This window comes from Pseudomonas sp. NPDC098740 (assembly GCF_044760065.1).
In the GTDB taxonomy this organism is placed as follows: domain Bacteria; phylum Pseudomonadota; class Gammaproteobacteria; order Pseudomonadales; family Pseudomonadaceae; genus Aquipseudomonas; species Aquipseudomonas rossensis.
In genome coordinates, this window is record NZ_JBIWAM010000024.1 from 1 (window position 1) to 26,069 (window position 26,069).

Sequence of the window (26,069 nt, forward strand, 5' to 3'; positions counted from 1 at the left end):
GAGAACAGACTGAATAACAAAATCATCATAGCACTCGAAGCAGAGCAGATGACCAAAGAGATCCCTACCTTTGCCCCGGGCGACACCATTGTCGTTCAGGTGAAAGTGAAGGAAGGCGACCGTTCGCGTCTGCAAGCGTTCGAAGGTGTTGTTATCGCCAAGCGTAACCGCGGCGTAAACAGTGCTTTCACCGTTCGTAAAATCTCCAACGGTGTTGGCGTAGAGCGTACTTTCCAGACCTACAGCCCGCAAATCGACAGCATGGCCGTTAAACGTCGCGGTGACGTACGTAAAGCCAAGCTGTACTACCTGCGTGACCTGTCCGGTAAAGCAGCTCGCATCAAGGAAAAACTGGCTTAAGTCCAGCTTCCGATGCAGAAAAAAGCAGCCTACGGGCTGCTTTTTTGTTGCCTGCGATTTATCTTCCCTGACCGTACTGTCGGTCTTGCCTGAGCCTTTATGCCCGCCATCGATCATCCTTTGATAGACCAGTTTCTCGACGCTCTGTGGCTGGAGAAAGGTCTTTCCGATAACACCCGCGATGCCTATCGCAGCGACCTGGCCCTGTTCAACGGCTGGCTGCAGGAGAAGGGGCTGGATTTGATCAACGCCGGCCGCGAATTGATCCTCGATCACTTGGCCTGGCGTCTGGAGCAAAACTACAAACCCCGCTCGACGGCGCGATTTCTCTCCGGCGTGCGTGGCTTCTATCGCTATTTGCTGCGGGAAAAGCTGATTGCAGTCGATCCGACCTTGCGTGTCGATATGCCGCAGCTGGGTCGACCACTGCCTAAATCCTTGTCGGAAGCGGATGTGGAGGCCTTGTTAAAAGCACCTGACCTGAGCGAAGCCATCGGCCAACGTGACCGCGCCATGCTCGAAGTGCTTTATGCCTGCGGCTTGCGTGTGACGGAACTGATCAGCCTGACGCTGGAGCAGGTCAATCTGCGCCAAGGCGTGCTGCGAGTGATGGGCAAGGGCAGCAAGGAGCGGCTGGTGCCGATGGGCGAGGAGGCGATTGTCTGGGTCGAGCGTTACATGCGCGATGGCCGCCAGGAGCTGCTTGGCGGGCGTCCCAGTGATGTCATGTTCCCCAGCCAGCGCGGCGAGCAGATGACTCGGCAGACCTTCTGGCATCGCATCAAGCACCAGGCCAAGGTTGCCGGGATCGGCAAGTCGCTGTCGCCGCATACCCTGCGTCATGCCTTTGCCACCCACTTGCTCAACCACGGCGCCGACCTGCGGGTAGTGCAAATGCTGCTCGGCCACAGCGATCTGTCGACCACGCAGATCTACACCCATGTCGCCCGCGCACGTTTGCAGGACCTGCATGCCAAACACCATCCACGCGGCTGAACACAACCTTGTAGCAGCTGGCGAAGCCTGCGTTCGGCTGCGCAGCAGTCGTGAGATCAGGCACTGCGGTGTTTCAGTTAAACCGCGAGCTCAGAATTTACGACTGCTGCGCAGCCGAACGCAGGCTTCGCCAGCTGCTACACAGGTTCTGTGGCGTCTGGTCCTGCGTCACCCGCATTCGGCCACAGGGGCCTTATGTGGTAGGCTTTGCCGGTTTGCACGATGGGCGTTTATGACCCGGTGTTTCGGCACGGGCGTTCTGATCGTCCCATTTGTCCGCCTTCAGGAGTTCTCATGCGTCTGACCCAGATTTTCGCCGCCGCAGCCATTGCGTTGGTCAGCACCTTTGCCGTCGCCGATGACGCGGCCGACAAAGCCATTCGTAAAAGCCTGGAAAACCTCCAGCTCGAGGTGCCGGTAGAAAGCATCACCGCCAGCCCGCTGCCAGGTCTGTACGAAGTCAAACTCAAGGGCAGCCGCGTACTCTACGCCAGCGCCGACGGCCAGTACGTCGTTCAGGGTTACATGTTCCAGCTCAAGGACGGCAAACCGGTCAACCTGACCGAGAAGACCGAACGCCTGGGCGTTTCCAAACTGGTCAACGCAATCCCGGTCGCGGAAACTGTGGTTTACCCGGCGATCGGCGAAACCAAATCGCACATCACCGTGTTCACCGACACCACCTGCCCGTACTGCCACAAACTGCACGCCGAAGTGCCTGAGCTGAACAAGCGCGGCATCGAAGTGCGTTACGTCGCCTTCCCGCGCCAGGGCCTGGGCTCGCCGGGTGATGAACAGCTGCAAGCGGTCTGGTGCTCGAAAGACAAGAAAGCCGCCATGGACAAAATGGTCGACGGCAAGGAAATCAAGGCCGCCAAGTGCGATAACCCGGTTTCCAAGCAGTTCGCCCTCGGTCAGTCGATCGGCGTGAACGGTACACCGGCCATCGTTTTGGCCGACGGCCAGGTCATTCCGGGCTACCAGCCTGCGCCACAAGTCGCCAAACTGGCGCTGGACGCGAAATAAATTCACATCGTCACGGTCAGCCATTGACGATCATGGTTCGGCGGCAGCGTTCGCCGAGCCATTAATAGAGAACCGCGAGTATGCGGTTGTTTTCACGGCCGGCCTTGAGTCGGCCGTTTTATGGGGAGTTCACAGTGAAACCGGTCAAAGTAGGCATCTGTGGGTTAGGGACCGTCGGTGGCGGTACCTTCAACGTACTTCAGCGTAACGCCGAGGAAATTGCTCGTCGTGCCGGGCGTGGAATCGAAGTGGCACAAATTGCCACACGCACGCCAAAGCCTCAGTTCCAAACGACCGGTATTGCGATTACCGACGATGTCTTCGAAGTGGCCACGAACCCTGAGATTGACATCGTAATAGAGCTGGTGGGCGGCTACACCGTTGCCCGAGAGCTGGTACTCAAGGCCATCGAGAATGGCAAGCATGTGGTCACCGCGAACAAGGCACTGATTGCCGTTCACGGTAATGAAATTTTCGCCAAGGCCCGGGAGAAGGGCGTGATTGTGGCGTTCGAAGCCGCCGTGGCCGGTGGCATTCCGGTGATCAAGGCGATCCGTGAAGGCTTGTCGGCCAATCGCATCAACTGGGTCGCCGGCATCATCAACGGCACCGGCAACTTCATCCTCACCGAAATGCGTGAGAAGGGCCGCACCTTCGAAGACGTACTCGCCGAGGCGCAAGCCCTGGGTTACGCCGAAGCCGATCCGACCTTCGACGTTGAAGGCATCGACGCGGCCCACAAGCTGACGATCCTGGCGTCCATCGCGTTCGGTATTCCGCTGCAGTTCGACAAGGCCTACACCGAAGGCATCACCAAGCTGACCACCGCTGACGTGAACTACGCCGAAGCGCTGGGCTATCGCATCAAGCACCTGGGCGTGGCGCGCAGCACCGCGGCCGGCATCGAACTGCGCGTGCACCCGACGCTGATCCCGGCCGATCGCCTGATCGCCAACGTCAACGGCGTGATGAACGCGGTGATGGTCAACGGTGATGCCGCCGGTTCGACCCTGTTCTACGGCGCTGGTGCCGGCATGGAGCCGACCGCTTCGTCGGTGATCGCCGACCTGGTGGACGTGGTTCGCGCCATGACTTCCGACCCGGAAAACCGCGTACCGCACCTGGCGTTCCAGCCGGATTCGCTGTCGGCCCACCCGATCCTGCCGATCGAGGCCTGCGAAAGCTCCTACTACCTGCGCATCCAGGCCAAGGACCATCCGGGCGTGTTGGCGCAGGTGGCGAGCATCCTGTCGGAGCGTGGCATCAACATCGAATCGATCATGCAGAAGGAAGTCGAAGAACACGACGGCCTGGTGCCGATGATCCTGCTGACTCACCGCGTGCTGGAACAGCACATGAACGACGCGATCGCCGCCCTGGAAGCCTTGGCGGGCGTCGTCGGTCCGGTCGTACGGATCCGCGTCGAGCACCTGAACTAAGCCGTTATCGTTCACCGGGCTCGCCTGCGAGCCCGGGTTTGCGAACACTGTCTATTGGAGCCAGTCATGCGTTATATCAGTACCCGCGGCCAGGCACCGGCCCTGAATTTCGAAGACGTCCTGCTGGCCGGTCTGGCCACGGACGGTGGTCTGTACGTCCCGGAAAACCTGCCACGTTTCACCCAGGAAGAAATCGCTTCCTGGGCCGGCCTGCCGTATCACGAGTTGGCCTTCCGGGTGATGCGCCCGTTCGTCACTGGCAGCATTCCCGATGCCGATTTCAAAAAGATTCTTGAAGAAACGTATGGCGTGTTCTCGCACAACGCCGTGGCACCACTGCGTCAGCTGAACGGTAACGAATGGGTGCTGGAGCTGTTCCACGGCCCGACCCTCGCGTTCAAAGACTTCGCCTTGCAGCTGCTTGGTCGTCTGCTCGACTACGTGCTGGAAAAACGTGGTGAGCGCGTAGTGATTGTCGGCGCCACCTCCGGCGACACCGGTTCGGCCGCCATCGAAGGCTGCAAGCACTGCGAAAACGTCGACATCTTCATCCTGCACCCGCACAACCGCGTGTCCGAAGTGCAGCGTCGGCAGATGACCACCATTTTCGGCGAGAACATTCACAACATCGCCATCGAAGGCAACTTCGATGACTGCCAGGAAATGGTCAAGGCCAGCTTCGCCGACCAGAGCTTCCTCAAAGGCACGCGTCTGGTCGCCGTGAACTCGATCAACTGGGCGCGAATCATGGCCCAGATCGTTTACTACTTCCATGCAGCCCTGCAGTTGGGCGGCCCGGCACGTTCGGTATCGTTCTCGGTGCCGACCGGCAACTTTGGCGACATTTTCGCCGGTTACCTGGCGCGCAACATGGGCCTGCCGATCAACCAGTTGATCGTCGCCACCAACCGCAACGACATCCTGCACCGCTTCATGAGCGGCAATCAGTACGTCAAGGACACCCTGCACGCCACGCTGTCGCCGTCGATGGACATCATGGTGTCGTCGAACTTCGAACGCCTGCTGTTCGACCTGCACGGTCGCAACGGCGCAGCGATTGCCGGTCTGATGGACACCTTCAAGCAGGGTGGCGGTTTCAGCGTCGAAGAGGAGCGCTGGACCGAAGCCCGCAAACTGTTCGATTCGCTGGCCGTGGATGACGCTCAAACCTGCGAAACCATCGCCGAAGTCTTCGAGCAAACCGGCGAGCTGCTTGATCCGCACACCGCCATCGGCGTGAAGGCTGCGCGCGAGTGCCGTCGCAGCCTGGATATCCCGATGGTGATCCTCGGTACGGCGCATCCGGTCAAATTCCCGGACGCCGTGGAAAAAGCAGGCGTAGGAAAAGCGCTCGAACTGCCTGCACATCTTTCTGATTTGTTTGAAAGAGATGAGCGCTGCACCGTGCTGCCAAATGACCTGAAAGCCGTCCAGGCCTTTGTCAGCAAGCATGGCAACCGCGGCAAGCCTCTGTAACCAATTAAAACTGTCACATTTTGAAGCCCGTCTCCTGACGGGCTTTCTCATTTCTGCATGCCACACTTGTCGGGTTTCGTAAATGAAGAGCCGCCCATGAAGGGCGGGCGAGACGATTACCAAGGAAGTGGCAATGCTGTTTTTCAGAGGGTTAAAACCAGCTGCGTGCTGGATGTTTTTTTTAGTCGGCACCCTGGGCTTTGCTCAATGGGGGAGCGCGTCGCAATTGGCTGCGCCCGATTCCAAAGGATCGGTTGCTGGCCTAATGATCGAGCTGGATGCTCAGGAGTTGAAATGGATTGCCGAGCATTCAAAAGTCATCGTCGCCTCGGTGCAATATCCGTTGTACCTGTTCAAGGATGAGCACGGCCAATGGAGCGGCTTGAACAATGATCTGCTCAACCGCATCAGCGCGATGACGGGATTGCAGTTTGTTCACGAAGAATCGTTTTCCACCGATCAGTTGCTCGGGCGACTGGAAAGTGGCGCAGCGGACATGAGCACGACGCTGGCGATGAATGACGAACGCAAGACGTTTCTGGATTTCAGTCATGCGTTCGGTGGCGCTGGCTGGGTGTTCGTCGGGCGGGCCGGGGCGCCAGAGGTGCAATCCCTGGAGCAACTGTCGGGAAGGGTTCTGGTGTTGCCGACCCGGCATGCGCTGGAGGCCACGATTCACCGCGACTATCCGGACATCGAGCTGCGCTCGGTTAAAACCTACGCGGAGGCCCGGGCGCTGGTCGAGAGCGGTGAGGCCTACGCCACCATCGAGAACGAAACCGGAGCACAACTCTATCCGTCCGGGCAGCTCAAGGTCGGGTATACGGTGGAGGGCAAATGGGAGGCGGACCACTTGGCCGTACGCAAGGGTCAGCCTCAGCTGTCGAGCATCCTCAACAAGGCGCTTGAGGCGCTTGATCCTGCCGAATTGCGCGCCATTCGCCTGAAATGGCTCAATGGGATTGCCCCCATTAAGGTGCCCGGCGCCTGGCACCGACTCGCCGAGTGGGGCTGCTGGGGAATGTTTATCGTCAGTCTGTTCGGCCTGATGTCCCTGCTCTGGAACCGACGGCTCACGGTATTGATCCAGCAGCGCCTGGATGCCGAGAAGAGTCTGAGTGATCAGCTTGCCTTCCAGCATGCGTTGATGGACGCCATGCCCGATCCGATGTTTGTTCGTGATCTGGAAGGGCGTTTGATCATGTGCAACAAAAGTTATGAGGAGGGCTTGTCGACCCGTTTTGACCAGGTTCAGGGACGACAGCTGATTGAACTGGACGTGTTGCCCAAAGAGACTGCCGAACTGCTGCATGCAGAGTTCATGGCCCAGCTCGGTACGCGCAAGACGCGCTTCAGTGAGCGTCAATTGATGTTCAACAACGGCATCAGGCATGTCTATCAGTGGACGGTGCCTTTTTACGGTGCCGACGGACAATTGCGGGGCCTGCTGGGAGGATGGACCGATATTGGCAAGCGTAAGCAGCAGGCGTGAGGCGGCTGTTTTTTCTCTGTCATCTTGGCCGTGCATGCTCTATTGACCCGCGGCGCAGTTTCACCAGCAGTCGGTATCCAGAACTTTCTTCTCGAGCCAGTGGTCATTTACTGTAGGCACGCCCCAGGCACTTTGTTTTCGGACTATTGAGTGGTGATCGAGATGGAAAGTATCAGTCTATTGCTCGGTGAAGCTCTGAGCCCGTATCAGGTAACGTTGACCCCGTCGGGGACCCATGGCGAATGCCTGGTGACACTTAAGAATGCGACCGGTGCGATCGTGGTCGAGCGGGCGTTCAATCAGGCCCAGTTGACCAGCAAACGTCTGTTGACGGATGTCGTCGACGGTTTGCATCGCGACGTGCTGATCGCCGAAGGTCGGCTGGAGCCCTGCGTTATCGCGGCGTTGCGTAATGCTGCTCAGGACAAGATCCTGGCCAACCGAAATTGAATTGTTTTTTGTGGGAACCTTCCTGCGCTTAGGTCAGTCAGACCTTGTAACAGCAGGATCAAGCATTGTGCTCCGGTGCTTGTAGCCTGCTGTTACTGGTCTTTATGTAGACCACGTTTAACCCCGAGTCGTCTCCCCACTTCTCGGGGTTTCTTTTTGCCTGCGATTTGTCATTGCTCGGCCTGCTGTATGAAAAATGCCCGGCTGGCTTCCAGGTAGTCACTGCGACTTTCGGGGTCCAGCCAGGCGGCGTATGCCTCGCTCAAGTGATCGTGGGGCAGGGTGCGCAGCAGTTGGTTGATCTCGATGATCGCCTGCCGGCCCTGGGGGGTGTCGGTACAGCCGATGTAACCGGACAGGTATTTGCCCGTGCTGCGAATCGGGTAGAACTGCAATTCATCTTCCGCTATCCCTTGCTGCTGGGCCTGGTAGCGGATCTCCGAGCGGTACCCCAACAGCATCCGCAAGCGCCCCAGGCGTTGCATTTGCAACAGGCTGCCCAAGGCATCGTTACCGTAGTGGAGGGTCAGTGAGTTGGCTGGCGCTTGTTTGAGCAGCGCGTCGAGATATTCGCCGTAGTTGCGCTCGGCAATAATGCCCAGTTTCTCGCGGCCACTGGCCAGCAGGGCCGCCAGGTCCACTTCGCCGTCCTTGATAAAGGGCGCCAGCACCTCCCGATCAACGCGGCGCACTGCCAGGCCATTACTCATGGCCCGAAAGACCGGAATGGAAAACGCGATCCAGCCATCGCGCTCCTTGCTCCAGTTCAGCGCTGCATCGCACGTGAGGAATGGTTCGTGAAGCATTTGCAAGCCGCGGGCGCGATTGACTCGCATCAGGGTGTGTTCGTATTGCGGCATGCGGGCGATCAGCAGTGGCAACAGTTGATCGATGACTCCCTGGCCCTTTTTTGATCCTTCGAAAATCATCAGCGGTGGAAGGTCGCGCAACAGCCAGACCAGGGTTTCCTTCGGTTGCGCCAACGTTGACTGAGCCTGGCCGGCGAGCAACAGGAAAAACGCGAACGCGCACAATGCTCGACCGCCTCGCGTCAGGCAGTGGTTGATGGGCCGCGCAAGCAGGCGCCTCAGCTTAGATGGCCCCGTCTTCACGCAGCTTTGCGATCTGTTCCTTGTCGTAACCAAGATCGTTGAGTACCTGCGCATTGTGTTCGCCCAACTGCGGCCCGACCCATTCCGAAGTGCCGGGTGTCTCAGAGAGTTTCGGCACGATTCCCGGCATCTTGAAATCTTTGCCGTCCGGCAACTTGGCTTTCAGGAACATTTCCCGGGCCAGGTACTGTGGATCACTGAACATATCTGCCGCACTGAAGATCCGGCTGGCCGGTACATCGGCCTGATTCAACTGCTCGATGATGGTGTCCAGCGGCAGCGAGTTGACCCAGCGATCAATCACCCCATAAATCTCGTCGCGACGGCTATCGCGTCCGTCGTTGCTCGCCAGCGCAGGGTCATTGGCCAGGTCCTCGCGACCAATGATCAGCATGAAGCGTTTGAAGATCGCATCGCCATTGGCGCCGATCTGCACATGTTTGCCGTCGGCACTGGTGTGGATCGAGGAGGGCGTGATGCCCGGCATGATGTTGCCGGTGCGCTCGCGGATGAAGCCGAACACGTCGAACTCCGGGACCATGCTTTCCATCATGGCGAAGATCGCTTCATACAGCGCCACATCCACCACTTGGCCAAGGCCACCGTTGACCTCGCGATGACGCAGGGCCATCAATGCGCCGATCACGCCCCAGAGCGCGGCAATAGAGTCGCCGATGGAAATCCCGGTGCGCACCGGTGGACGGTCTTCGAACCCGGTGATGTAGCGCAAGCCGCCCATGGACTCACCGACGGCGCCAAAGCCTGGCTGATCCTTCATCGGCCCGGTCTGACCGAAACCCGAGAGACGCACCATCACCAGTTTCGGGTTCAGTGCGTGCAAGACTTCCCAGCTCAGGCCGAGCTTTTCCAGCACGCCAGGGCGAAAGTTCTCGATCAGGATGTCCGCCTCACTGAGCAGTTTTTTCAGGATCGCCAGGCCGTCGGGGTGTTTGAGGTTCAGGGTCAGGGATTTCTTGTTGCGCGCCTGGACGAACCACCACAGCGAGGTGCCTTCATACAGTTTTCGCCATTTGCGCAACGGATCGCCGCCATCGGGGGACTCGATTTTGATCACCTCGGCACCGAACTCGCCGCAAATGCGCGAGGCAAACGGCCCGGCGATCAGCGTACCCAATTCAATGACTTTCAGACCTGAGAGCGGTTTTCCGGTGAGCGGCATGCTGGATCCTGTAGGACAAAGGTTGAGCGAATACAGGGTTTTAACATAGCCGAACGTCAGACGACCAAGGTTGATCGCCTTCAATTCGTGGATTGCCTACCGCATCGGTTAGACTTGCCGCCTTTCCCCGTATCAAGAAGCCCGTTCATGGCCCAGCCGTCCACGACCTACAAGTTTGAACTGAACCTTACCGACCTCGATCGCAGCGTGTACGAGAGCGTGAAGCAGACCATCGCCCGTCACCCTTCGGAAACCGAAGAGCGCATGACCGTGCGGCTGCTGGCCTACGCCTTTTGGTACAACGAGCAGTTGTCGTTCGGTCGCGGTCTGTCAGACGTGGACGAACCTGCCCTGTGGGAAAAGAGCCTGGACGACCGCGTTCTGCACTGGATCGAAGTCGGCCAGCCAGACGCCGATCGCCTGACCTGGTGCTCGCGTCGCACCGAGCGCACCAGCCTGCTGGCTTACGGCAGCCTGCGCGTCTGGGAGACCAAAGTGATCCCGGCGATCAAGAACCTGAAAAACGTGCACATCGCTGCTGTTCCGCAGGAAGTGCTGGAAACCCTGGCCAAAGACATGCCCCGGGTTATCAAGTGGGACGTGATGATCAGCGAAGGGACGATTTTCGTCACCGACGACCGTGGTCAACATGAAGTTCAGTTGCAGTGGCTGAGCGGCGAACGCGGCTGATTATTCGCAGCTGATCCGCGTCATCCGGTTTTATCCTACGTATCCAAGAGAAGCACCTGTCACCCCATGCGCATCGAACCTCGCCTGTTGCCCGACACCCTGCCATTCCTCGGTGATCTGCCGCCGCTGCTGACCCGTCTGTACGCGGCGCGGGGCGTGCTGTCCGAGGCTGAACTGGACAAGAGCCTGGCGCGGTTGATCCCGTTCCAGCAACTCAAAGGCATCGATGCGGCGGTGGACTTGCTGGTGACGGCGCTCGAGCAGCGTCAGCGGATTCTGATCGTCGGTGACTTCGACGCCGATGGCGCGACGGCAAGTACCGTGGGCATGTTGGGCTTGCGCCTGCTGGGCGCTGCGCACGTCGACTATTTGGTGCCGAACCGATTCGAGTATGGCTATGGCCTGACGCCGGAAATCGTCGAAGTGGCGCTGACCCGTACACCACAGTTGCTGATCACTGTGGACAACGGTATCTCCAGCGTTGAAGGCGTGGCAGCGGCGAAAAAGGCCGGGCTCCAGGTGCTGGTCACCGACCACCACTTGCCCGGTGACGAGTTGCCGTTGGCCGATGCCATCGTCAATCCGAACCAGCCGGGTTGCGAGTTTCCGAGCAAGGCGCTGGCCGGCGTCGGGGTGATTTTCTATGTGCTGATGGCCCTGCGTGCGCGTTTGCGCAGCCTCGGTTGGTACGAGAGCAAGCCGCAGCCGAACATCGGCGAGTTGCTGGACCTTGTGGCCCTGGGCAGCGTCGCCGACGTGGTACCGCTGGATGCCAACAACCGGATTCTGGTGCACCAAGGCCTGGAACGGATTCGCGCCGGGCGTGCTCGGCCGGGCATCAAGGCGATCCTCGAAGTCGCCAAGCGTGACCACACGCGCATTACCTCTACCGACCTGGGTTTCATTGTTGGCCCGCGTCTGAACGCGGCGGGGCGTCTGGATGACATGAGCCTGGGCATCGAATGCCTGCTCACCGAAGACGCTGGTCTGGCGCGTGAAATGGCCGCTCAACTCGACGGCATGAACCAGGACCGTAAATCCATTGAACAGGGCATGCAGCGTGAAGCGCTGGCTCAACTGAAGGATTTGCCGGTCGAGTCGATGCCGTTCGGCTTGTGCCTGTTCGATCCCGAGTGGCACCAGGGTGTCATCGGAATCCTCGCATCGCGTATGAAAGAACGCTATTTCCGTCCGACCATTGCCTTTGCCGATGCTGGAGATGGCCTGCTCAAGGGCTCGGGGCGTTCGGTTCAGGGTTTTCATATTCGCGACGCGTTGAGCGTGGTGGCGGCGCAGCATCCGAACCTGATCAGCAAATACGGCGGCCATGCGATGGCCGCCGGCCTGACGCTGCCGGAAGCGAATTTTCCGTTATTCGCCGAAGCCTTTGACGCTGAAGTGCGTAGGCAATTGCGCGAAGAAGACCTGACCGGACGATTGCTGTCGGACGGCACGCTGGCGGTCGAGGAATTCCACCTGGAACTGGCCCGCGCCCTGCGCCATGCCGGTCCTTGGGGGCAACATTTCCCGGAGCCGTTGTTCCACGGCGTGTTCCAGTTGGTCGAGCAGCGAGTGGTCGGCGAGCGGCACCTCAAAGTGGTGCTGAAAAGCGAATGCGGCTCGGTGAAGCTGGATGGCATTGCCTTCGGAATCGACCGCGACATCTGGCCGAATCCGACCATCAAGTGGGTGGAATTGGCCTACAAACTCGACCTCAACGAGTTTCGTGGCAACGAGACGGTGCAGTTGATGATTGCCCACATCGAACCGCGTTGACCCCATCGCGAGCAAGCTCGCTCCCACATTGGTTTTGTGAACAACGCAGATCCACTGTGGGAGCGAGCTTGCTCGCGATCTCCCAGGCGCCAAATCTCCCCGGAACCCTCCACCTTCCCCCGTTGTCGACTAGGCTCTAAGCACTGCTTGATTATCCTTGTGACGTCTTGTCGATTTTTTTGCCCGCGGGGGCGGGTGCTGCACCTTTTTCCTGTCACTCGTCGACTTTTCAAACAGAACCCTGGAGCCTGCCCACTGATTCGAGAGGTGCCCCATGAGTCTGCTGCTTGAACCCTATACCCTTCGCCAATTGACCCTGCTCAACCGCATTGCGGTGTCGCCGATGTGCCAGTACTCCAGCGTTGATGGAATGGCCAATGACTGGCACCTGGTCCACCTCGGCAGCCGCGCTGTCGGTGGGGCCGGCCTGGTGTTTACCGAAGCCACGGCGGTGACCGCCGACGGACGCATCACCGCCGAGGACCTCGGCCTGTGGAACGATGAACAGATCGAACCGTTGCAACGCATCACGCGCTTCATTGCGGCTCAAGGCGCTGTGGCCGGCATTCAGTTAGCTCACGCCGGGCGTAAGGCCAGCACCCATCGGCCGTGGATCGGTAAACATGGCAGCGTCAAACCCGAAGACGGAGGCTGGATCCCGGTGGGCCCATCGCCGATTGCTTTCGACCCGCAGCACACACACCCCAAGCAGCTCGATGATGGCGAGATCGCTGAAGTCATTCAGGCCTTTGTCGCTTCGGCCAAGCGAGCACTGACCGCCGGTTTCAAAGTGGTGGAAATACACGCCGCCCACGGTTACCTGTTGCATCAGTTTCTTTCGCCCCTGAGCAATCAGCGGCGCGATCAATATGGTGGTTCGTTCGAGAATCGCATCCGGCTGGTGCTGCAAGTCACCGAAGCAGTGCGTGCGGTGTGGCCTGAAGAGCTACCGCTGTTCGTGCGGGTGTCGGCCACCGATTGGGTGGAAGACGGCTGGAACCCGGATGAAACCGTGGAGCTGGCGCGACGCCTCCACGCGTTGGGCGTAGACCTGATTGACGTCTCGTCCGGCGGTACGGCGGCGAATGCCGAGATTCCTACAGGTCCCGGTTATCAGACCCGCTTTGCTGAACGTGTGCGCAAAGAGTCAGGTATTGCCACCGGCACGGTAGGAATGATCACCGAACCGGCACAGGCCGAGCACATTCTGCGCACCTGCCAGGCTGACATCATCTTCCTTGCCCGTGAGCTGTTGCGTGATCCGTACTGGCCGCTGCATGCCGATGATGACCTGGGGGGACGCAAGGCCATCTGGCCGGCGCAGTATCAGCGGGCCACCCATCGTGAACAGCCGATTCATGAGTCGGATTTGCGCGACTGATTGATGCTGTAAAACCAAAAAGCCCCGATCAATAGATCGGGGCTTTTTAACATCAAACGATCGCAGCCTTTGGCAGCTCCTACAAAGGAATGCAATCCCATGTAGGAGCTGGCGCAGCCTGCGATCTTTTGATCTTGTCTTCAGGTGTACTTGCGCTTCTCAGGCGCAGGCGGGAAGTACTGGTACAACCAGGTTTCACTCAACGTGCGGTCATGGGTGCGAATGAACAACCGCAGTTCAACCGGCGCCACACTGTCATTGGTTGGGTACCAGTCAAAGGTAATGCGGTAACCCTTAATGTCATCCAGCACCAGCACGTTGAAATCCTTGACCTGCCCATTCGAGCACGTGACCACCGGCTCGATCCCCGCGCCTTCAGGCAAGCGGTCCAGACCGCCGCCCGTGAAGTCCACGGCAAACCGTCGAGCCCAGACTTCCGGATAATGTTCGCCAGGCGCCCAGCCTTCGATGAAGCCGCCCATGCCCGAACGAGTGGCGTTGACCCGCGCCAACGGCGTGCTGACCGGTGGCAGTGCGCTCCAGTACAGCTTGTAGCCGTAGTTCAGGGAGTCGCCGGCCGCGACCGGTTTTTTCGGTGTCCAGAATGCGACGATGTTATCCAGGGTTTCGCCAGTCGTAGGAATTTCCAACAGATCGATAGAGCCTTCGCCCCACGCGGTCGTAGGTTCTACCCACAGGCTCGGACGCTTGCTGTACCAGTCGACGGTGTCTTGATAGCTGTCGAACTCATGATCGGTCTGCACCAGGCCGAAACCTTTCGGGTCGGTGTCGGCGAAGGCATTGAATTGCAGGGTGGCCGGGTTGTTCAGCGGGCGGCAGATCCACTCGCCGTTGCCGCGCCACATGGCCAGGCGATCAGAGTCGTGGATTTGCGGGTGAATCGTGTCGCACATGCGCCGTTCATGGGTGCCGCAGCTGAACATGCTGGTCATTGGCGCAATGCCCAGTTGTTCGATGGCGGTGCGCGCGTTGATGTGGGCATCGATGCCCATGACGACCTGGCTGGCCTGACAGTCGATGTCGAAACGGTAAGCGCCGGTAGCGCTCGGCGAGTCCAGCAGGGCGTAGACCACGAAGCGGGTGCTGTCCTTGTCCGGAGTCTCGAACCAGAACTTGGTGAAGTCCGGGAACTCTTCACGCTTCTTGGCATACGTATCAATCGCCAGACCGCGAGCCGACAGACCGTACTGGCCTGAGGCATCTACCGCACGGAAATAGCTGGCGCCGAGGAAGGACAGCACGTCGTGCTGGTCCAGCTCCGGCGCCTTGAACAGCTTGAACCCGGAAAACCCCAGGTCGCCCGTGAGCTGTTTGGTGTCGACCGTGGTTTTTTCATAGTTGAACAGGGACGGGCGGAAATGCACCTCTCGCGCCTGACGCGTCTTGGGATCGACGCTGTACATGCGCACCGGTTGTTTGAAACCCATGCCGACGTGGAAAAACTGCACATCCAGCTGACCGTTCAAGTCATTCCACAGCGAATGGTTGCCGTCGTAGCGGATCGCATTGAAGTTTTGCGGCGTCATGGTCGCCAGGGTCGGCGGCAGCACCTGCTTGGTGTCCTGATAGCGATTGCCAGCGAGCTGCTTGGCCTGGATCTTCAGTGCTTCGAAGTCGAACGCCTGAGCCTCGCCATCTGCTGCGCTGGTACCGGCCCAGGCCCGGGCAGCCAGCAGGCCGGTGGCTGATAATCCGGTATAGGCAGCGATGGCCATGGATGCTTTGAGCAAATTCCTGCGGTGCATAAGTTCAACCTGTCGTGAACAATCCCGCGCCGTTCCTGGCACGTGCTGGATCAAAAATAAAGGTTCGGACATGCCTTCGGCCAAACGCAACGGACATTAAACAGATAACAAATAGCTTAAACCGTTCGGTTGTGTAGAAAAAATGATTGGTAGCACTTTGGCTTCGTGGCAATGAAACAAGAAATGTCGGTTAAGTTTTCTGACAGTACTTTCTGATTTATAGGGCATTTCTGCTTTTTTTGACTAATTACTCTAAAAATCGCTTTTCACCGCCACGATAGTTCCTATTCTGTGTTCATGACCGACCTCTGCCCTTCAGGCCGGCGACTACAAAAAGGAGAGGGCGATGCGGTTTTTGAAGTTTTCTCGGGCTTATAGAAGGACATCGTCCATGACGAAAGTACAAGGCATCACCCAGTTGCTGGGAATCTTTCCTTGCCTGACCACAGTGCGCCGAAGGCGTCGGGTCAGTTCGGATGAGATGAAGTTGTTGGAGCGCTATCGGGAGCTGTCGGAAAGCGACCAGATTGCGATGCGGTATCTGGTGGAGGCGATGAGGAGTGTTTCGCGGTTTTGACCGAGGATGGTTACCGTGAAAGCCATTTGGCTTTTACGGTGGCCAGGCAGGTCAGCTTGCCAGCATCGGCGTCGATGATGCCTTCGTGGATTGCTTGGCGGCGAGCCGCGATATTTTTTAGCTCGATGGTTTGTTGCAGATACTTTTCTGAAAAGGCGATATCACTTGGAATCACTTCAGTGACGCTTTGGCTGGTGATGCGCGGCTTGCTCATGGCTGCGGATTGCTCTTGCGAGAGATTGAACAGGCGTATTCAAACCAAAGGGGCGGACTGTGAAGTCTGCCCCTTTTTCATTTTTTCACTCTACCTTCAACTGCAAGTGCCCACTATCGTGAACGGACGTTGTGCCTGCATCAGATCAGGCATGTCCCGCCACTTGATCCACGCTTGATGCTGCCAATGCAACAGCGGCACCGAGATGCCTGCCCACTGCAATGAACTCAGGCTTTGAATGTTATCCACAGATGTCGCTTTCGACTCACGCAGCGAAGGTATGACTTCGTTGCTCAGCCATTGGCGCAGGTTTCGGTTTTCCGGGACAAAATGGTGAATCAATAGGGCGTACATCCCTGATTCGCTGACCATCAGCGATTCGACCGTTTTGCCGTTCTTGAGCAGCCAGACGTATCGACGCTGGTCCGGATCGAGTTTCAGGGTGAGGCGTTGGTCCATCGGGCGGCCCATCAAGCGACCGAGATCCTGGGCGCAGAACCAGGCTTGATTGTCCTGCATGAAAGCGTGGAGGAAACGGTTGTGGCGGGTGAAGACGGTTGGGGTGAAATGAGGATGGGTTTCAGACGGATTTAGCGTGTGCTCAAGCATTTTTCGACTCCAAGTTGAAAAGGGAGCCGCCACTCAGAGGAGCGCGGTTGCGCCATATTGATTGTGTTCCGGATTCGACCCCGGGTCGCTGATTTGGCAGCGACGAGGTAAAGCCTATCGTTCAGGCACTCGCGGCGCCAAGTCTGCTCTGGCGACGCTTGTCGTAGGAATGGAAGTCTTTGCTAGAAGGCATGGTCTGTAGGATTTTCCTGTTTTTGCACCGCATGCAGGAAACCGGCACCGGAGACGCAGTTTTTCCTTTATTTATTCAAATCCATGGAATCAGCGGCATAGGCTTCACGGTTTGACGAGGATTGGATTTGGTCATGGTCGCTGTGCCACGTCCATTTAGTCTGCGCACAAGGAACAGATCTATGACTGACGGTAGCAACGCGAAACCTGAGGCTTATGTCCAAGATCGCTTCGAAGCGGTACGTGGGAAAGCTGATATCAAAGGGCGTACGGATGAATTGATGGCTGAGCTGAGGGAGGACGACAGGTGCTGTTTGACGGGCAGGACTTGCCCCGGGAACTCACTGGATCCCGGGGCAATCAGCCTTATCGACCAACCTTCCAAGCATCCCCCGCAGGCGCCGTCCCATGGTCATACGGCTTGGCAAGCCACATGTAAATCAGCCCCAACCCAATCACGATCGCAGTACTCAACACCATCGCGTAGTTGATGTACCACGCCGCGTCCGGCGTGCGTGGCCAGGCCATGTTGATGATGGCGCCGACGCCATACACCAGCGCGCCAATGTTCACTGCCCAACCCCAGGCACCGAGGGTGAATTTGCCGCTCGGTTTCCAGCCCTTCATGCGCGCATACAACGCGGCGAGCACGATCATCTGGAATGCCAGGTAGATACCGATGGCCGCGAAGCTGACGATGGTTGCCACGGCATCCTGCAGGAAGAAGCCCAGCACAATGATCAGCGCCGGCAGGACACCGGACACGAACAGCGCCGCAACCGGAACCTGAGTCGTTGGGGAAATCTTCTTCAGCAGTGAGCTGCCGATGACCATTTGATCCCGAGCGTAGGAATACAGCAGACGGCTCGCCGCGGCTTGCAGGCTGATGACGCAGGAGATGAAGGAAATCATCACCACGCCCATCACCACTTTCGAGCCGACCGGGCCGAAGGCGTTGTTGAGGATGGTGGTGACCGGGTCCTTGTCGGTGCCGTTGATCACCGCTTGCATGTCTGGCACGGCGAGGATCAGCGCCAGGCAGGCGAACATCGCTGCGATGCCGCCGATGTAGATGGTCATGCGCATGGCCACCGGGATCTGCTTGCTCGGGTTCGGGGTTTCTTCGGCCACGTCGCCGCAGGCCTCGAAACCGTAGTACAGGAACATCCCCGCCAGCGAGGCGGTGAGGAACGCTGGCAGGTAGGAGCCATCAACGCTGATATCGAAGGTGTTGAACAACACACTGATCGATTGATGACGCTCAAAGATCAGCAGGTATAGGCCGACGATCACCGCACCGACCAGTTCACAGAGGAAGCCGAACATGGCGATCCGCGCCAGCACTTTGGTGCCGCTGAGGTTGACCAGGGTAGCGAACAACGTCAGGAACAGTGCGATGACGATGTTGGTGTTGTTGCTTGGTTCAAAGCCCATCATGGCGGCCAGGTACGGACCGGCACCCACCGCAACGGCGGCGATGGTGACGCACAAGGCGATGGAGTAGATCCAGCCGACCATCCACGCCCAGCGCTTGCCCACCAAGCGGCGAGCCCACGGGTACACGCCACCGGAAATCGGGAACTGCGAGACCACTTCACCGAAGATCAGGCACACCAGCAACTGGCCGCATCCGACCAGTAAATAAGCCCAGAACATCGGTGGGCCACCGGCTGCGAGGCACAGGCCGAACAGGGTATAAACCCCTACGACCGGAGAGAGATAAGTGAAGCCCAGGGCGAAGTTTTCCCACAGGCTCATGCTGCGATTGAAGTTCGAGGTGTAACCCAGCTTGCGCAGTTGCTCGGCATCGCTGTCGGCAACGGCTGCAGAGAGTTCGGGTGATGCACTCATGGTGTGTTAGCTCCGGAAAATCGCCAGATTTCGGATGTCCGAAACCGTGACAGGGCCATGACGGCGCTGCCCGGATCGGTAGTTATTGTTTTGTATTGCGGTGAGGCCATCGCGAGCAAGCTCGCTCCCACAGGTTCAGTGCAATCCATGTGAGAGCGAGCCTGCTCGCGAAGCTTTTAGTGCTTAAACATCACATGCCGAACGACGGTGTAGTCCTCCAGCCCGTACATGGACATGTCCTTGCCATAACCAGACAGTTTCTGACCGCCGTGCGGCATTTCGCTGACCAGCATGAAGTGTGTATTCACCCAGGTGCAGCCGTACTGCAAGCGTGCGGACAATCGATGCGCACGACCGACGTCCGAGGTCCAGACCGACGACGCCAGGCCGTAGTTCGAATCGTTGGCCCAGCCCAGCACCTGTGTTTCATCGGTGAACTTGGTCACCGACACCACCGGCCCGAACACTTCACGACGGACGATTTCGTCGTCCTGTTGCGCGTCGGCCAATACCGTTGGTTCGAAGAAGAAGCCATTGCCTTCAACCGCTTTGCCGCCAGTGATCAATCGGATATGCGGTTGCGCCACAGCACGCTCGACAAACCCGGCCACGCGGTCGCGATGTTGCGCAGTGATCAACGGGCCCAGTTCGGTCGACGGATCATCCTGCACACCGTACTTGATGCTGCTGACCGCTTCGCCGAGCTTCTCGACGAACTGGTCGTAGATGCCTTCCTGCGCGTAGATGCGGCAGGCAGCGGTGCAGTCCTGACCGGCGTTATAGAAACCGAAGGTGCGGATGCCTTCCACAGCGGCGTCGATGTCGGCGTCGTCGAAGATGATCACCGGGGCCTTGCCGCCCAGTTCCATGTGCATGCGTTTGACGCTGTCGGCGGTGCTGGAAATGATGTTCGAGCCGGTGGCGATCGAACCGGTCAACGAGACCATGCGCACTTTTGGGTGTGTGACCAGTGGACTGCCAACTGTAGAACCACGACCGAACACCAGGTTAAGCACGCCGGCCGGGAAAATCTCCGACGCCAGTTCCGCCAGACGCAGCGCGGTCAGCGGGGTTTGCTCCGACGGCTTGAGCACCACGGTATTACCGGCGGCCAGGGCCGGAGCGATTTTCCAGGCGACCATCATCAGCGGGTAGTTCCACGGTGCGATGGAGGCAATCACCCCCACCGGATCGCGGCGGATCATCGAGGTGTGGCCGTGCAGGTATTCACCGCCCGCCGAACCGCTCATGCAACGGCTGGCGCCGGCGAAGAAACGGAACACGTCGGCAATCGCCGGGATCTCGTCGTTCAGCGCGGCGTTGTAAGGCTTGCCGCAGTTGTCCGACTCCAGTTTGGCCAGCTCTTCACCGTGCGCTTCGATGGCGTCGGCGAGTTTGAGCAGCAGCAGCGAACGTTCTTTCGGCGTGGTTTGCGACCAGCCTTCAAAGGCGCTGTCGGCAGCACGCACGGCGGCATCGACCTGGGCTTCACTGGCTTCGTTGATTTCGACCAACACACGACCGAGGGCCGGGTTGAACACCGGTTGGGCGGGGCCTTCGCCGTCGATCAGTTGGCCATTGATCAAGAGTTTGGTTTGCATGGCTTTGTCCTCTTCAAAACTATTGTTGTTCTTCTGTGGAAACCGTCCCCTGTGGGAGCGGGCTTGCCCGCGATGAGGCCATCAAATCCGACATTGATGTTGGATGACACACCGCTATCGCGGGCAAGCCCGCTCCCACAGGATCCGGTTCACATTGGGATATGAGTTGTCAGTTATTTCCCGCCACTGCCCGCAACGCTTTCTCCGCCCCGGGTCAGGTAATAAGCGCCGAGGATCGGCAGCATGGTCACCATCATCACCAGCATCGCGACGACGTTTGTCACCGGCACGTCCCGTGGGCGGCTGAGCTGGTTGAGCAGCCACAGCGGCAGGGTGCGTTCATGGCCGGCGGTGAAGGTGGTGACGATGATTTCGTCGAACGACAGGGCAAACGCCAACATGCCGCCGGCCAGCAACGCCGAGCCGAGGTTCGGCAGGACGATGTAGCGGAAGGTCTGCCAGCCGTCGGCGCCGAGGTCCATCGAAGCCTCGATCAAACTGTGAGAAGTGCGACGCAAGCGGGCGATGACGTTGTTGTAGACGATCACCACACAGAAGGTCGCGTGGCCGACGATGATGGTGAACATCCCCGGTTCGATCCCCAGCGTCTTGAATGTCGCCAGCAACGCGATGCCGGTGATGATCCCCGGCAAGGCAATCGGCAGGATCAGCATCAGCGAAATGCCTTGCTTGCCGAAGAAATCCCGGCGGTACAACGCCGCCGATGCCAGCGTGCCGAGGACCAGCGCAATCAACGTTGCGACGGAGGCGATTTGCAGCGACAGCTTGATCGCTTCCAGCACGTCGGGACGCGAGAACGCCACGCCGATCCACTTCAGGGTGAAGCCCTTGGGCGGAAAGCTGAACGCCGCGTCTTCGGTGTTGAAGGCGTACAGGAAGATGATCAGGATCGGGAAGTGCAAAAACACCAACCCGCCCCAGGCTGCGATGCGCAGGCCGAGCGAAGCTTTCTCCCCGTGCGTTTCTGGCCTTTGTTTTTTTGCATCAGAGCGCATCGAAGGCCCCCAGTCGTTTCACGATAGTCAGGTAAATGGCGATCAACACAATCGGCACCAACGTGAAGGCCGCGGCCATCGGCATGTTGCCGATCGCGCCTTGCTGGGCGTACACCATGCTGCCGACGAAGTAGCCCGGCGGGCCTACCAGTTGCGGCACGATGAAGTCGCCCAGGGTCAGCGAAAAGGTGAAGATCGAACCGGCCGCGATGCCCGGAATCGAAAGCGGCAGCGTCACTTGCATAAAGGTCTGGCGTGGCTTGGCACCGAGGTCGGCCGAGGCTTGCAGCAAGGACGGCGGCAGACGCTCCAGCGAGGCCTGGATCGGCAGGATCATGAACGGCAGCCAGATGTAGACGAACACCATGAAGCGCCCCAGGTGCGAGGTCGACAAGGTGCTGCCGCCCACCCCCGGAATGCCCAAAACGAACTGCAAAACCGGCTCAAGCCCCAGGTGTTGAACGAACCATTGCGCCACGCCGCCCTTGGCTAGCAGCAACGTCCAGGCATACGCCTTGACGATGTAGCTGGCCCACATCGGCATCATCACGGCGATGTAGAAAAACGCCTTGGTTTTGCCGGTGGTGTAGCGCGCCATGTAGTAGGCAATCGGGAACGCGACCACGGCGCTGGCGATCGACACGACGACGGCCATGCTCAGGGTGCGCAGGATGATGTCGAAGTTCGACGGCTGGAACAGGGCAGCGAAGTTCGCCAGAGTCAGGTCAGGCGTGACCGCCATGGTGAAGTCATCGAAGGTGTAGAAACCTTGCCACAGCAGGACCAGCAGCGAGCCGAGGTAGATCGCGCCAAACCACAGCAGCGGCGGCACCAGCAGCAGCGACAGGTAAAAATTCGGCCGGCGATACAGCAGGTTGGAAAACCTGCGCAACGGCGAGCCGCCGGTCGGGGTTTGAGGGATAGCCACGCTGTTCATCTCACACCCCGCCGACAACGTTGTCGTGCAGAGGGATCATCGCTTCCCGTGCCCAGCGTGCGCTGATGCGTTGTCCGGTCTGATGTTGCGCGCTGACGTCCAGCCACTGGACGTTGGCCTGGCTGATGTTCAGGGTCTGGCCGTTTTCCAGTTTCAATTCATAGCGCGTGGCGCTGCCCTGGTACTGAATGTCATGGAGCAAACCGCTGACTTCGATTTCATGGCTGGCCAGCGGACCTTCGGCGAAACGCACGTGTTCCGGGCGAATCGAAAACGGCTGTGGATTGCCGCTCAATTGTTTCGCCAGATCGCCGCGAATCACGTTGGAGGTGCCGACGAATTCGGCGACAAAGGTTGTAGCCGGTTTCATGTACAGATTGCGCGGGGTGTCGACCTGCTCGATGCGCCCCTTGTTGAACACAGCCACACGATCCGACATCGACAGCGCTTCGGTCTGGTCGTGGGTGACGAAGATGAAGGTTATGCCGAGCTGGCGTTGCAGCTTCTTCAGTTCACCCTGCATTTGCTCGCGCAGCTTCAAATCGAGGGCGCCCAACGGTTCATCGAGCAGCAGCACGCGCGGGCGATTGACCAGGGCGCGGGCCAGGGCGACACGCTGGCGCTGACCGCCGGAAAGCTGCACCGGTTTACGCTCGCCGTAGCCGCCGAGGGCGACCATGTCGAGGGCTTCTTCGGCGCGTTTCTGGCGTTCGGACTTGCCGACGCCTTTGACTTTCAAACCGTAGGCGACGTTGTCGAGTACGTTCATGTGCGGGAACAGCGCGTAATCCTGGAACACGGTGTTCACGTCACGCTGATACGGCGGCAGCCCGGCGGCTTCTTCGCCGTGAATACGGATAGAGCCTGCACTCGGTTGTTCGAAACCGGCGATCAGGCGCAGGCAGGTAGTTTTGCCCGAGCCGGAAGGGCCCAGCATGGAAAAGAACTCGCCGTCCTGGATGTCGATGGAAACCCGGTCAACGGCCTTCACTTCGCCGAACTGACGGGAAACGTTGGTGAACTGGACTGCAAGCGTCATGGTGCGCAACTCCAAAAATCTGAATCTTTAAAAGCATCGCGAGCAAGCTCGCTCCCACAGGTTTTGCGGTGCTCTTGTGGGAGCGATCTGTAGCAGCTGCCGAGGGCGGTCCTGCGGACACGCAACGCAGCCTCGTTCCTCGGCAGCTGCTACAGGGGTGTTAGCGACCGCCCATGATCGCGATGTAGTCCTGGGTCCAGCGGCTGTACGGCACGAACTTGCCGCCTTCAGCCTGCGGGGTTTTCCAGAAGGCGATTTTCTCGAACTGGTCGAAGCCGTTGGTTTTGCAGCCCTCGGCGCCTAGCAACTCGCTCTCCTTGCATCCCGCCGGAACCGCCGGCAACGAACCGAACCATGCCGCCAGGTCACCCTGGACTTTCGGTTGCAGCGACCAGTCCATCCACTTGTAGGCGCAGTTCGGGTGCTTGGCTTCGGCGTGCAACATGGTGGTGTCGGCCCAACCCGTTGCACCTTCTTTTGGAATGACCGAGGCAACCGGCTGCTTGTCCGCCACCAGGCCGTTGACCATGTAGCCCCAACTGCTGGACGCCGCCACGCCTTCGTTTTTGACGTCACTCATCTGGACCGTTGCGTCATGCCAGTAGCGGTGGATCAAGGGCTGTTGCTTGCGAAGCAGGTCCAGCGCCGCTTTGTATTGCGCTTCGTTGAGCTGGTACGGGTCCTTGATGCCCAGCTCCGGCTGTTTCGATTTGAGATAAAGCGCCGCATCGGCGATATAGATCGGGCCGTCGTAGGCCTGGACCCGACCCTTGTTGGACTTGCCGTCCGGCAGGGTTTGCTCTTCGAACACCACACTCCAGCTGTCTGGTGCCGTTTTGAAGATATTGGTGTTGTACATCATCACGTTCGGGCCCCATTGGTACGGGGTGCCGTAGGTTTGCTGATTGACGACATACCAAGGGCCGTCCTTGAGGCGAGGGTCAATGTTCTTCCAGTTCGGGATCAACGCCGTGTTGATCGGCTGCACACGCTGGCCGGCGATCAACCGCAGGGAGGCGTCGCCGGATGCAGTCACCAGGTCGTAACCACCCTTGGCCATCAGGCTGACCATCTCATCGGAAGTGGCGGCTGTCTTGACGTTGACCTTGCAGCCGGTTTCCTTTTCGAAACCGGTGACCCAGTCGTAGGCCTTGTCGCTTTCGCCACGTTCGATGTAGCCAGGCCAGGCCACAATATCCAGCTGACCTTCGCCGGCACCGACGGCTTTCAGCGGTTCGGCGGCCTGGATACTGGCACTGGCCAGCAGCGCGGTGGTGATTGCACTGATCAGTGCGGTCTTGTGCACGAACATGGGGTTTCCCTCTTCTTTAATTATGGTCGGGGCAGTTTTGAACGTGGTGAAGCCGATGCCTTTACGGCTAATTGTTAGCGTAGTGCGCTTTTACAAATGCTGTCCGTGACGGGCCATGATGTGCCGCACCACGCTGTAGTCCTGAAGCGAATCGCTGGATAAGTCTTTGCCGTAGCCCGAACGCTTGAGGCCGCCGTGGGGCATTTCGCTGACCAGCATGAAATGGCTGTTGATCCAGGTGCAGCCGTACTGCAAGCGCGCCGCGACCTGCATTGCCTTGTCCAGGTTCTGGGTCCAGACCGAGGAGGCGAGGCCGTATTCCGAGTCGTTGGCCCAGTCCACGGCTTGTTCGAGCTGATCGAAACGGGTCACGGTGACCACCGGCCCGAAGACTTCGCGCTGGACGATTTCATCGCTCTGCTTGCAACCGGCCAGCAGGGTCGGCTGGTAATAGAAGCCGGCACCGGAATGCACCGCCGCGCCAGTCACTCGTTCGATGTGCGGCTGGCCGAGGGCGCGCTCGACGAAACTGGCCACGCGGTCGCGTTGGCGGGTGCTGATCAGCGGGCCGATCTCGTTGTCGGCGTCGCGCTTGCCGGCGAAGCGCAGGCTGCTGACCGCCGCGCCAAGTTCGGCCACCAAGCGGTCATGAATCCCGGCCTGTGCATAAATTCGGCACGCTGCGGTGCAGTCCTGGCCGGCGTTGTAATAGCCATAAGTGCGCACGCCTTCGACCACGGCTTGAATGTCCGCATCGTTGCAGACGATCACCGGGGCCTTGCCGCCGAGTTCGAGGTGAGTGCGCTTCAGGGTTTTCGCCGCGGCTTGGAGGATTTTTTGCCCCGTGACGATATCGCCGGTCAGTGACACCATGCGCACTTTAGGATGACTGACCAAGTGGCTGCCGACGCCTTCACCGCCACCGCAAATGATGTTGATCACACCGCGCGGCAGGATCTCGGCCAGCGCGGGCGCCAGGGCCAGAATCGACAGTGGCGTGTGTTCGGAGGGCTTGAATACCAGCGTGTTGCCAGCGGCCAGGGCCGGGGCGATTTTCCACGCGGCCATCATGATCGGGTAGTTCCACGGCGCAATCGAGGCGACCACGCCAATCGGATCGCGACGGACCATGCTGGTGTAGCCCGGCAGGTATTCGCCGCTGAGCTGACCCGTCTGACAGCGCACGGCGCCGGCGAAAAAACGGAACACATCGACCGTGGCGCTCAAGTCATCCTGACGGGCCAGGTGCAAGGGCTTGCCACAGTTAAGGGATTCGAGGCGGGCGAGGAGGTCGGCTTGTTTTTCGATGGCGTTGGCGATGTCCAGCAGCAGGTTCGAGCGTTGTTGCGGTGTAGTCCGCGACCAGCCGGCAAAGGCGCGGTGGGCGGCGAGAATGGCGGCTTCGACTTGCTCGGTACTGGCTTCGGCGATGTGCGTCAGTACTTCCCCGGTGGCCGGGTTGAGGATCGGTTCGACAAAGCCTTGGCCCGCGACTAGTTCGCCATCGATCAACAACGCGGTGAACAACGGGGTCTGCGCGCCAGCCATTTTTCGGGTTCTCTTTTCTTGTGTGGCCA

23 protein-coding genes are annotated in these 26,069 nt (G+C 59.2%); 11 read left to right on the forward strand and 12 right to left on the reverse strand.

Annotation, left to right across the window (positions count from 1 at the left end):
* The first annotated feature begins 9 nt into the window (after window positions 1-9).
* The 7 genes from rplS to ACIQU2_RS23385 all read left to right on the forward strand — a co-directional run bounded on the left by rplS (window position 10) and on the right by ACIQU2_RS23385 (window position 7,239).
* A complete protein-coding gene (gene rplS, locus ACIQU2_RS23355; RefSeq protein ID WP_403144296.1) occupies window positions 10-360 on the forward strand; it encodes a 50S ribosomal protein L19 in 351 nt (116 codons plus the stop codon).
* Window positions 361-459: 99 nt separating this feature from the next.
* Window positions 460-1,356 carry a site-specific tyrosine recombinase XerD gene (gene xerD / locus ACIQU2_RS23360; RefSeq protein ID WP_403144209.1) on the forward strand — a complete coding sequence of 299 codons (897 nt, stop codon included), beginning with the start codon at window positions 460-462 and terminating at the stop codon, window positions 1,354-1,356.
* A gap of 294 nt (window positions 1,357-1,650) precedes the next feature.
* Window positions 1,651-2,382, forward strand: coding sequence for a bifunctional protein-disulfide isomerase/oxidoreductase DsbC (gene dsbC, locus ACIQU2_RS23365; protein WP_403144210.1), 732 nt, complete (start codon window positions 1,651-1,653; stop codon window positions 2,380-2,382).
* A gap of 134 nt (window positions 2,383-2,516) precedes the next feature.
* Window positions 2,517-3,821, forward strand: coding sequence for a homoserine dehydrogenase (locus ACIQU2_RS23370; RefSeq protein ID WP_403144212.1), 1,305 nt, complete (start codon window positions 2,517-2,519; stop codon window positions 3,819-3,821).
* 66 nt (window positions 3,822-3,887) lie between these two features.
* Window positions 3,888-5,297, forward strand: coding sequence for a threonine synthase (thrC, locus tag ACIQU2_RS23375; RefSeq protein ID WP_347805195.1), 1,410 nt, complete (start codon window positions 3,888-3,890; stop codon window positions 5,295-5,297).
* Between the two features lie 133 nt (window positions 5,298-5,430).
* Window positions 5,431-6,789 carry a transporter substrate-binding domain-containing protein gene (locus ACIQU2_RS23380; RefSeq protein ID WP_403144215.1) on the forward strand — a complete coding sequence of 453 codons (1,359 nt, stop codon included), beginning with the start codon at window positions 5,431-5,433 and terminating at the stop codon, window positions 6,787-6,789.
* A gap of 162 nt (window positions 6,790-6,951) precedes the next feature.
* Complete coding sequence (locus ACIQU2_RS23385) at window positions 6,952-7,239, forward strand: DUF3509 domain-containing protein (protein ID WP_033056390.1); 288 nt, start codon at window positions 6,952-6,954, stop codon at window positions 7,237-7,239.
* Window positions 7,240-7,409: 170 nt separating this feature from the next.
* Here ACIQU2_RS23385 and ACIQU2_RS23390 read toward each other — a convergent pair whose 3' ends face one another.
* The gene (locus ACIQU2_RS23390) at window positions 7,410-8,273 is read right to left on the reverse strand and encodes a TIGR02285 family protein (RefSeq protein ID WP_403144217.1); all 864 of its coding nucleotides are present in this window, start codon (window positions 8,271-8,273) and stop codon (window positions 7,410-7,412) included.
* Between the two features lie 58 nt (window positions 8,274-8,331).
* Window positions 8,332-9,531 (reverse strand): CaiB/BaiF CoA transferase family protein, encoded by a 1,200-nt coding sequence (locus ACIQU2_RS23395; RefSeq protein WP_403144219.1) that lies wholly within the window; start codon window positions 9,529-9,531, stop codon window positions 8,332-8,334.
* A gap of 147 nt (window positions 9,532-9,678) precedes the next feature.
* Between ACIQU2_RS23395 and ACIQU2_RS23400 the strand changes: the two genes are divergently transcribed.
* From ACIQU2_RS23400 to ACIQU2_RS23410, 3 genes are all read left to right on the forward strand, one after another.
* Window positions 9,679-10,221 (forward strand): YaeQ family protein, encoded by a 543-nt coding sequence (locus ACIQU2_RS23400; RefSeq protein ID WP_007897614.1) that lies wholly within the window; start codon window positions 9,679-9,681, stop codon window positions 10,219-10,221.
* A gap of 66 nt (window positions 10,222-10,287) precedes the next feature.
* A complete protein-coding gene (recJ, locus tag ACIQU2_RS23405; protein WP_134101866.1) occupies window positions 10,288-11,997 on the forward strand; it encodes a single-stranded-DNA-specific exonuclease RecJ in 1,710 nt (569 codons plus the stop codon).
* A gap of 274 nt (window positions 11,998-12,271) precedes the next feature.
* Window positions 12,272-13,378 carry an NADH:flavin oxidoreductase/NADH oxidase gene (locus ACIQU2_RS23410; protein ID WP_403144221.1) on the forward strand — a complete coding sequence of 369 codons (1,107 nt, stop codon included), beginning with the start codon at window positions 12,272-12,274 and terminating at the stop codon, window positions 13,376-13,378.
* 140 nt (window positions 13,379-13,518) lie between these two features.
* Here ACIQU2_RS23410 and ACIQU2_RS23415 read toward each other — a convergent pair whose 3' ends face one another.
* Window positions 13,519-15,144 (reverse strand): glucan biosynthesis protein D, encoded by a 1,626-nt coding sequence (locus ACIQU2_RS23415; RefSeq protein WP_403144223.1) that lies wholly within the window; start codon window positions 15,142-15,144, stop codon window positions 13,519-13,521.
* A gap of 391 nt (window positions 15,145-15,535) precedes the next feature.
* On the opposite strand from ACIQU2_RS23415, the gene ACIQU2_RS23420 reads away from it, so the two are divergent.
* The gene (locus ACIQU2_RS23420) at window positions 15,536-15,721 is read left to right on the forward strand and encodes a hypothetical protein (protein WP_347805191.1); all 186 of its coding nucleotides are present in this window, start codon (window positions 15,536-15,538) and stop codon (window positions 15,719-15,721) included.
* 10 nt (window positions 15,722-15,731) lie between these two features.
* On the opposite strand, the gene ACIQU2_RS23425 is transcribed toward ACIQU2_RS23420, so the two are convergent.
* From ACIQU2_RS23425 to ACIQU2_RS23465, 9 genes are all read right to left on the reverse strand, one after another.
* Complete coding sequence (locus ACIQU2_RS23425) at window positions 15,732-15,935, reverse strand: hypothetical protein (RefSeq protein ID WP_403144224.1); 204 nt, start codon at window positions 15,933-15,935, stop codon at window positions 15,732-15,734.
* Window positions 15,936-16,031: 96 nt separating this feature from the next.
* Window positions 16,032-16,544 carry a Bro-N domain-containing protein gene (locus ACIQU2_RS23430; RefSeq protein ID WP_403144225.1) on the reverse strand — a complete coding sequence of 171 codons (513 nt, stop codon included), beginning with the start codon at window positions 16,542-16,544 and terminating at the stop codon, window positions 16,032-16,034.
* 558 nt (window positions 16,545-17,102) lie between these two features.
* Window positions 17,103-18,587: an APC family permease gene (locus ACIQU2_RS23435; protein WP_403144226.1), complete on the reverse strand. Its 1,485-nt coding sequence runs from the start codon at window positions 18,585-18,587 to the stop codon at window positions 17,103-17,105.
* 176 nt (window positions 18,588-18,763) lie between these two features.
* Window positions 18,764-20,188 (reverse strand): gamma-aminobutyraldehyde dehydrogenase, encoded by a 1,425-nt coding sequence (locus tag ACIQU2_RS23440; protein WP_403144227.1) that lies wholly within the window; start codon window positions 20,186-20,188, stop codon window positions 18,764-18,766.
* A gap of 173 nt (window positions 20,189-20,361) precedes the next feature.
* Window positions 20,362-21,204 (reverse strand): ABC transporter permease, encoded by an 843-nt coding sequence (locus tag ACIQU2_RS23445; RefSeq protein ID WP_046048179.1) that lies wholly within the window; start codon window positions 21,202-21,204, stop codon window positions 20,362-20,364.
* Window positions 21,194-22,141: an ABC transporter permease gene (locus ACIQU2_RS23450; protein WP_403144228.1), complete on the reverse strand. Its 948-nt coding sequence runs from the start codon at window positions 22,139-22,141 to the stop codon at window positions 21,194-21,196. Before ACIQU2_RS23450 ends, ACIQU2_RS23445 begins: the two co-directional genes overlap by 11 nt.
* A 1-nt stretch (window position 22,142) precedes the next feature.
* Entirely contained in the window at window positions 22,143-23,180 is a 1,038-nt protein-coding gene (locus tag ACIQU2_RS23455; protein WP_347805602.1) for an ABC transporter ATP-binding protein, read from the reverse strand.
* Between the two features lie 160 nt (window positions 23,181-23,340).
* Window positions 23,341-24,492: a putative ABC transporter substrate-binding protein YdcS gene (gene ydcS, locus ACIQU2_RS23460; RefSeq protein ID WP_403144230.1), complete on the reverse strand. Its 1,152-nt coding sequence runs from the start codon at window positions 24,490-24,492 to the stop codon at window positions 23,341-23,343.
* Between the two features lie 90 nt (window positions 24,493-24,582).
* The gene (locus tag ACIQU2_RS23465) at window positions 24,583-26,040 is read right to left on the reverse strand and encodes a gamma-aminobutyraldehyde dehydrogenase (protein ID WP_150655387.1); all 1,458 of its coding nucleotides are present in this window, start codon (window positions 26,038-26,040) and stop codon (window positions 24,583-24,585) included.
* Window positions 26,041-26,069 lie beyond the last annotated feature (29 nt).

Coding starts and splice junctions, on each gene's coding strand:
- dsbC (WP_403144210.1), top strand. CDS start 1,651: ATGCGTCTGACCCAGATTTTCGCCGCCGCAGCCATTGCGTTGGTCAGC.
- ACIQU2_RS23410 (WP_403144221.1), top strand. CDS start 12,272: ATGAGTCTGCTGCTTGAACCCTATACCCTTCGCCAATTGACCCTGCTC.
- thrC (WP_347805195.1), top strand. CDS start 3,888: ATGCGTTATATCAGTACCCGCGGCCAGGCACCGGCCCTGAATTTCGAA.
- xerD (WP_403144209.1), top strand. CDS start 460: ATGCCCGCCATCGATCATCCTTTGATAGACCAGTTTCTCGACGCTCTG.
- ACIQU2_RS23450 (WP_403144228.1), bottom strand. CDS start 22,141: ATGAACAGCGTGGCTATCCCTCAAACCCCGACCGGCGGCTCGCCGTTG.
- ydcS (WP_403144230.1), bottom strand. CDS start 24,492: ATGTTCGTGCACAAGACCGCACTGATCAGTGCAATCACCACCGCGCTG.
- ACIQU2_RS23425 (WP_403144224.1), bottom strand. CDS start 15,935: ATGAGCAAGCCGCGCATCACCAGCCAAAGCGTCACTGAAGTGATTCCA.
- ACIQU2_RS23420 (WP_347805191.1), top strand. CDS start 15,536: ATGACGAAAGTACAAGGCATCACCCAGTTGCTGGGAATCTTTCCTTGC.
- ACIQU2_RS23445 (WP_046048179.1), bottom strand. CDS start 21,204: ATGCGCTCTGATGCAAAAAAACAAAGGCCAGAAACGCACGGGGAGAAA.
- ACIQU2_RS23455 (WP_347805602.1), bottom strand. CDS start 23,180: ATGACGCTTGCAGTCCAGTTCACCAACGTTTCCCGTCAGTTCGGCGAA.
- ACIQU2_RS23440 (WP_403144227.1), bottom strand. CDS start 20,188: ATGCAAACCAAACTCTTGATCAATGGCCAACTGATCGACGGCGAAGGC.
- recJ (WP_134101866.1), top strand. CDS start 10,288: ATGCGCATCGAACCTCGCCTGTTGCCCGACACCCTGCCATTCCTCGGT.
- ACIQU2_RS23435 (WP_403144226.1), bottom strand. CDS start 18,587: ATGAGTGCATCACCCGAACTCTCTGCAGCCGTTGCCGACAGCGATGCC.
- ACIQU2_RS23430 (WP_403144225.1), bottom strand. CDS start 16,544: ATGCTTGAGCACACGCTAAATCCGTCTGAAACCCATCCTCATTTCACC.
- ACIQU2_RS23465 (WP_150655387.1), bottom strand. CDS start 26,040: ATGGCTGGCGCGCAGACCCCGTTGTTCACCGCGTTGTTGATCGATGGC.
- ACIQU2_RS23395 (WP_403144219.1), bottom strand. CDS start 9,531: ATGCCGCTCACCGGAAAACCGCTCTCAGGTCTGAAAGTCATTGAATTG.
- ACIQU2_RS23380 (WP_403144215.1), top strand. CDS start 5,431: ATGCTGTTTTTCAGAGGGTTAAAACCAGCTGCGTGCTGGATGTTTTTT.
- ACIQU2_RS23385 (WP_033056390.1), top strand. CDS start 6,952: ATGGAAAGTATCAGTCTATTGCTCGGTGAAGCTCTGAGCCCGTATCAG.
- ACIQU2_RS23415 (WP_403144223.1), bottom strand. CDS start 15,144: ATGCACCGCAGGAATTTGCTCAAAGCATCCATGGCCATCGCTGCCTAT.
- ACIQU2_RS23400 (WP_007897614.1), top strand. CDS start 9,679: ATGGCCCAGCCGTCCACGACCTACAAGTTTGAACTGAACCTTACCGAC.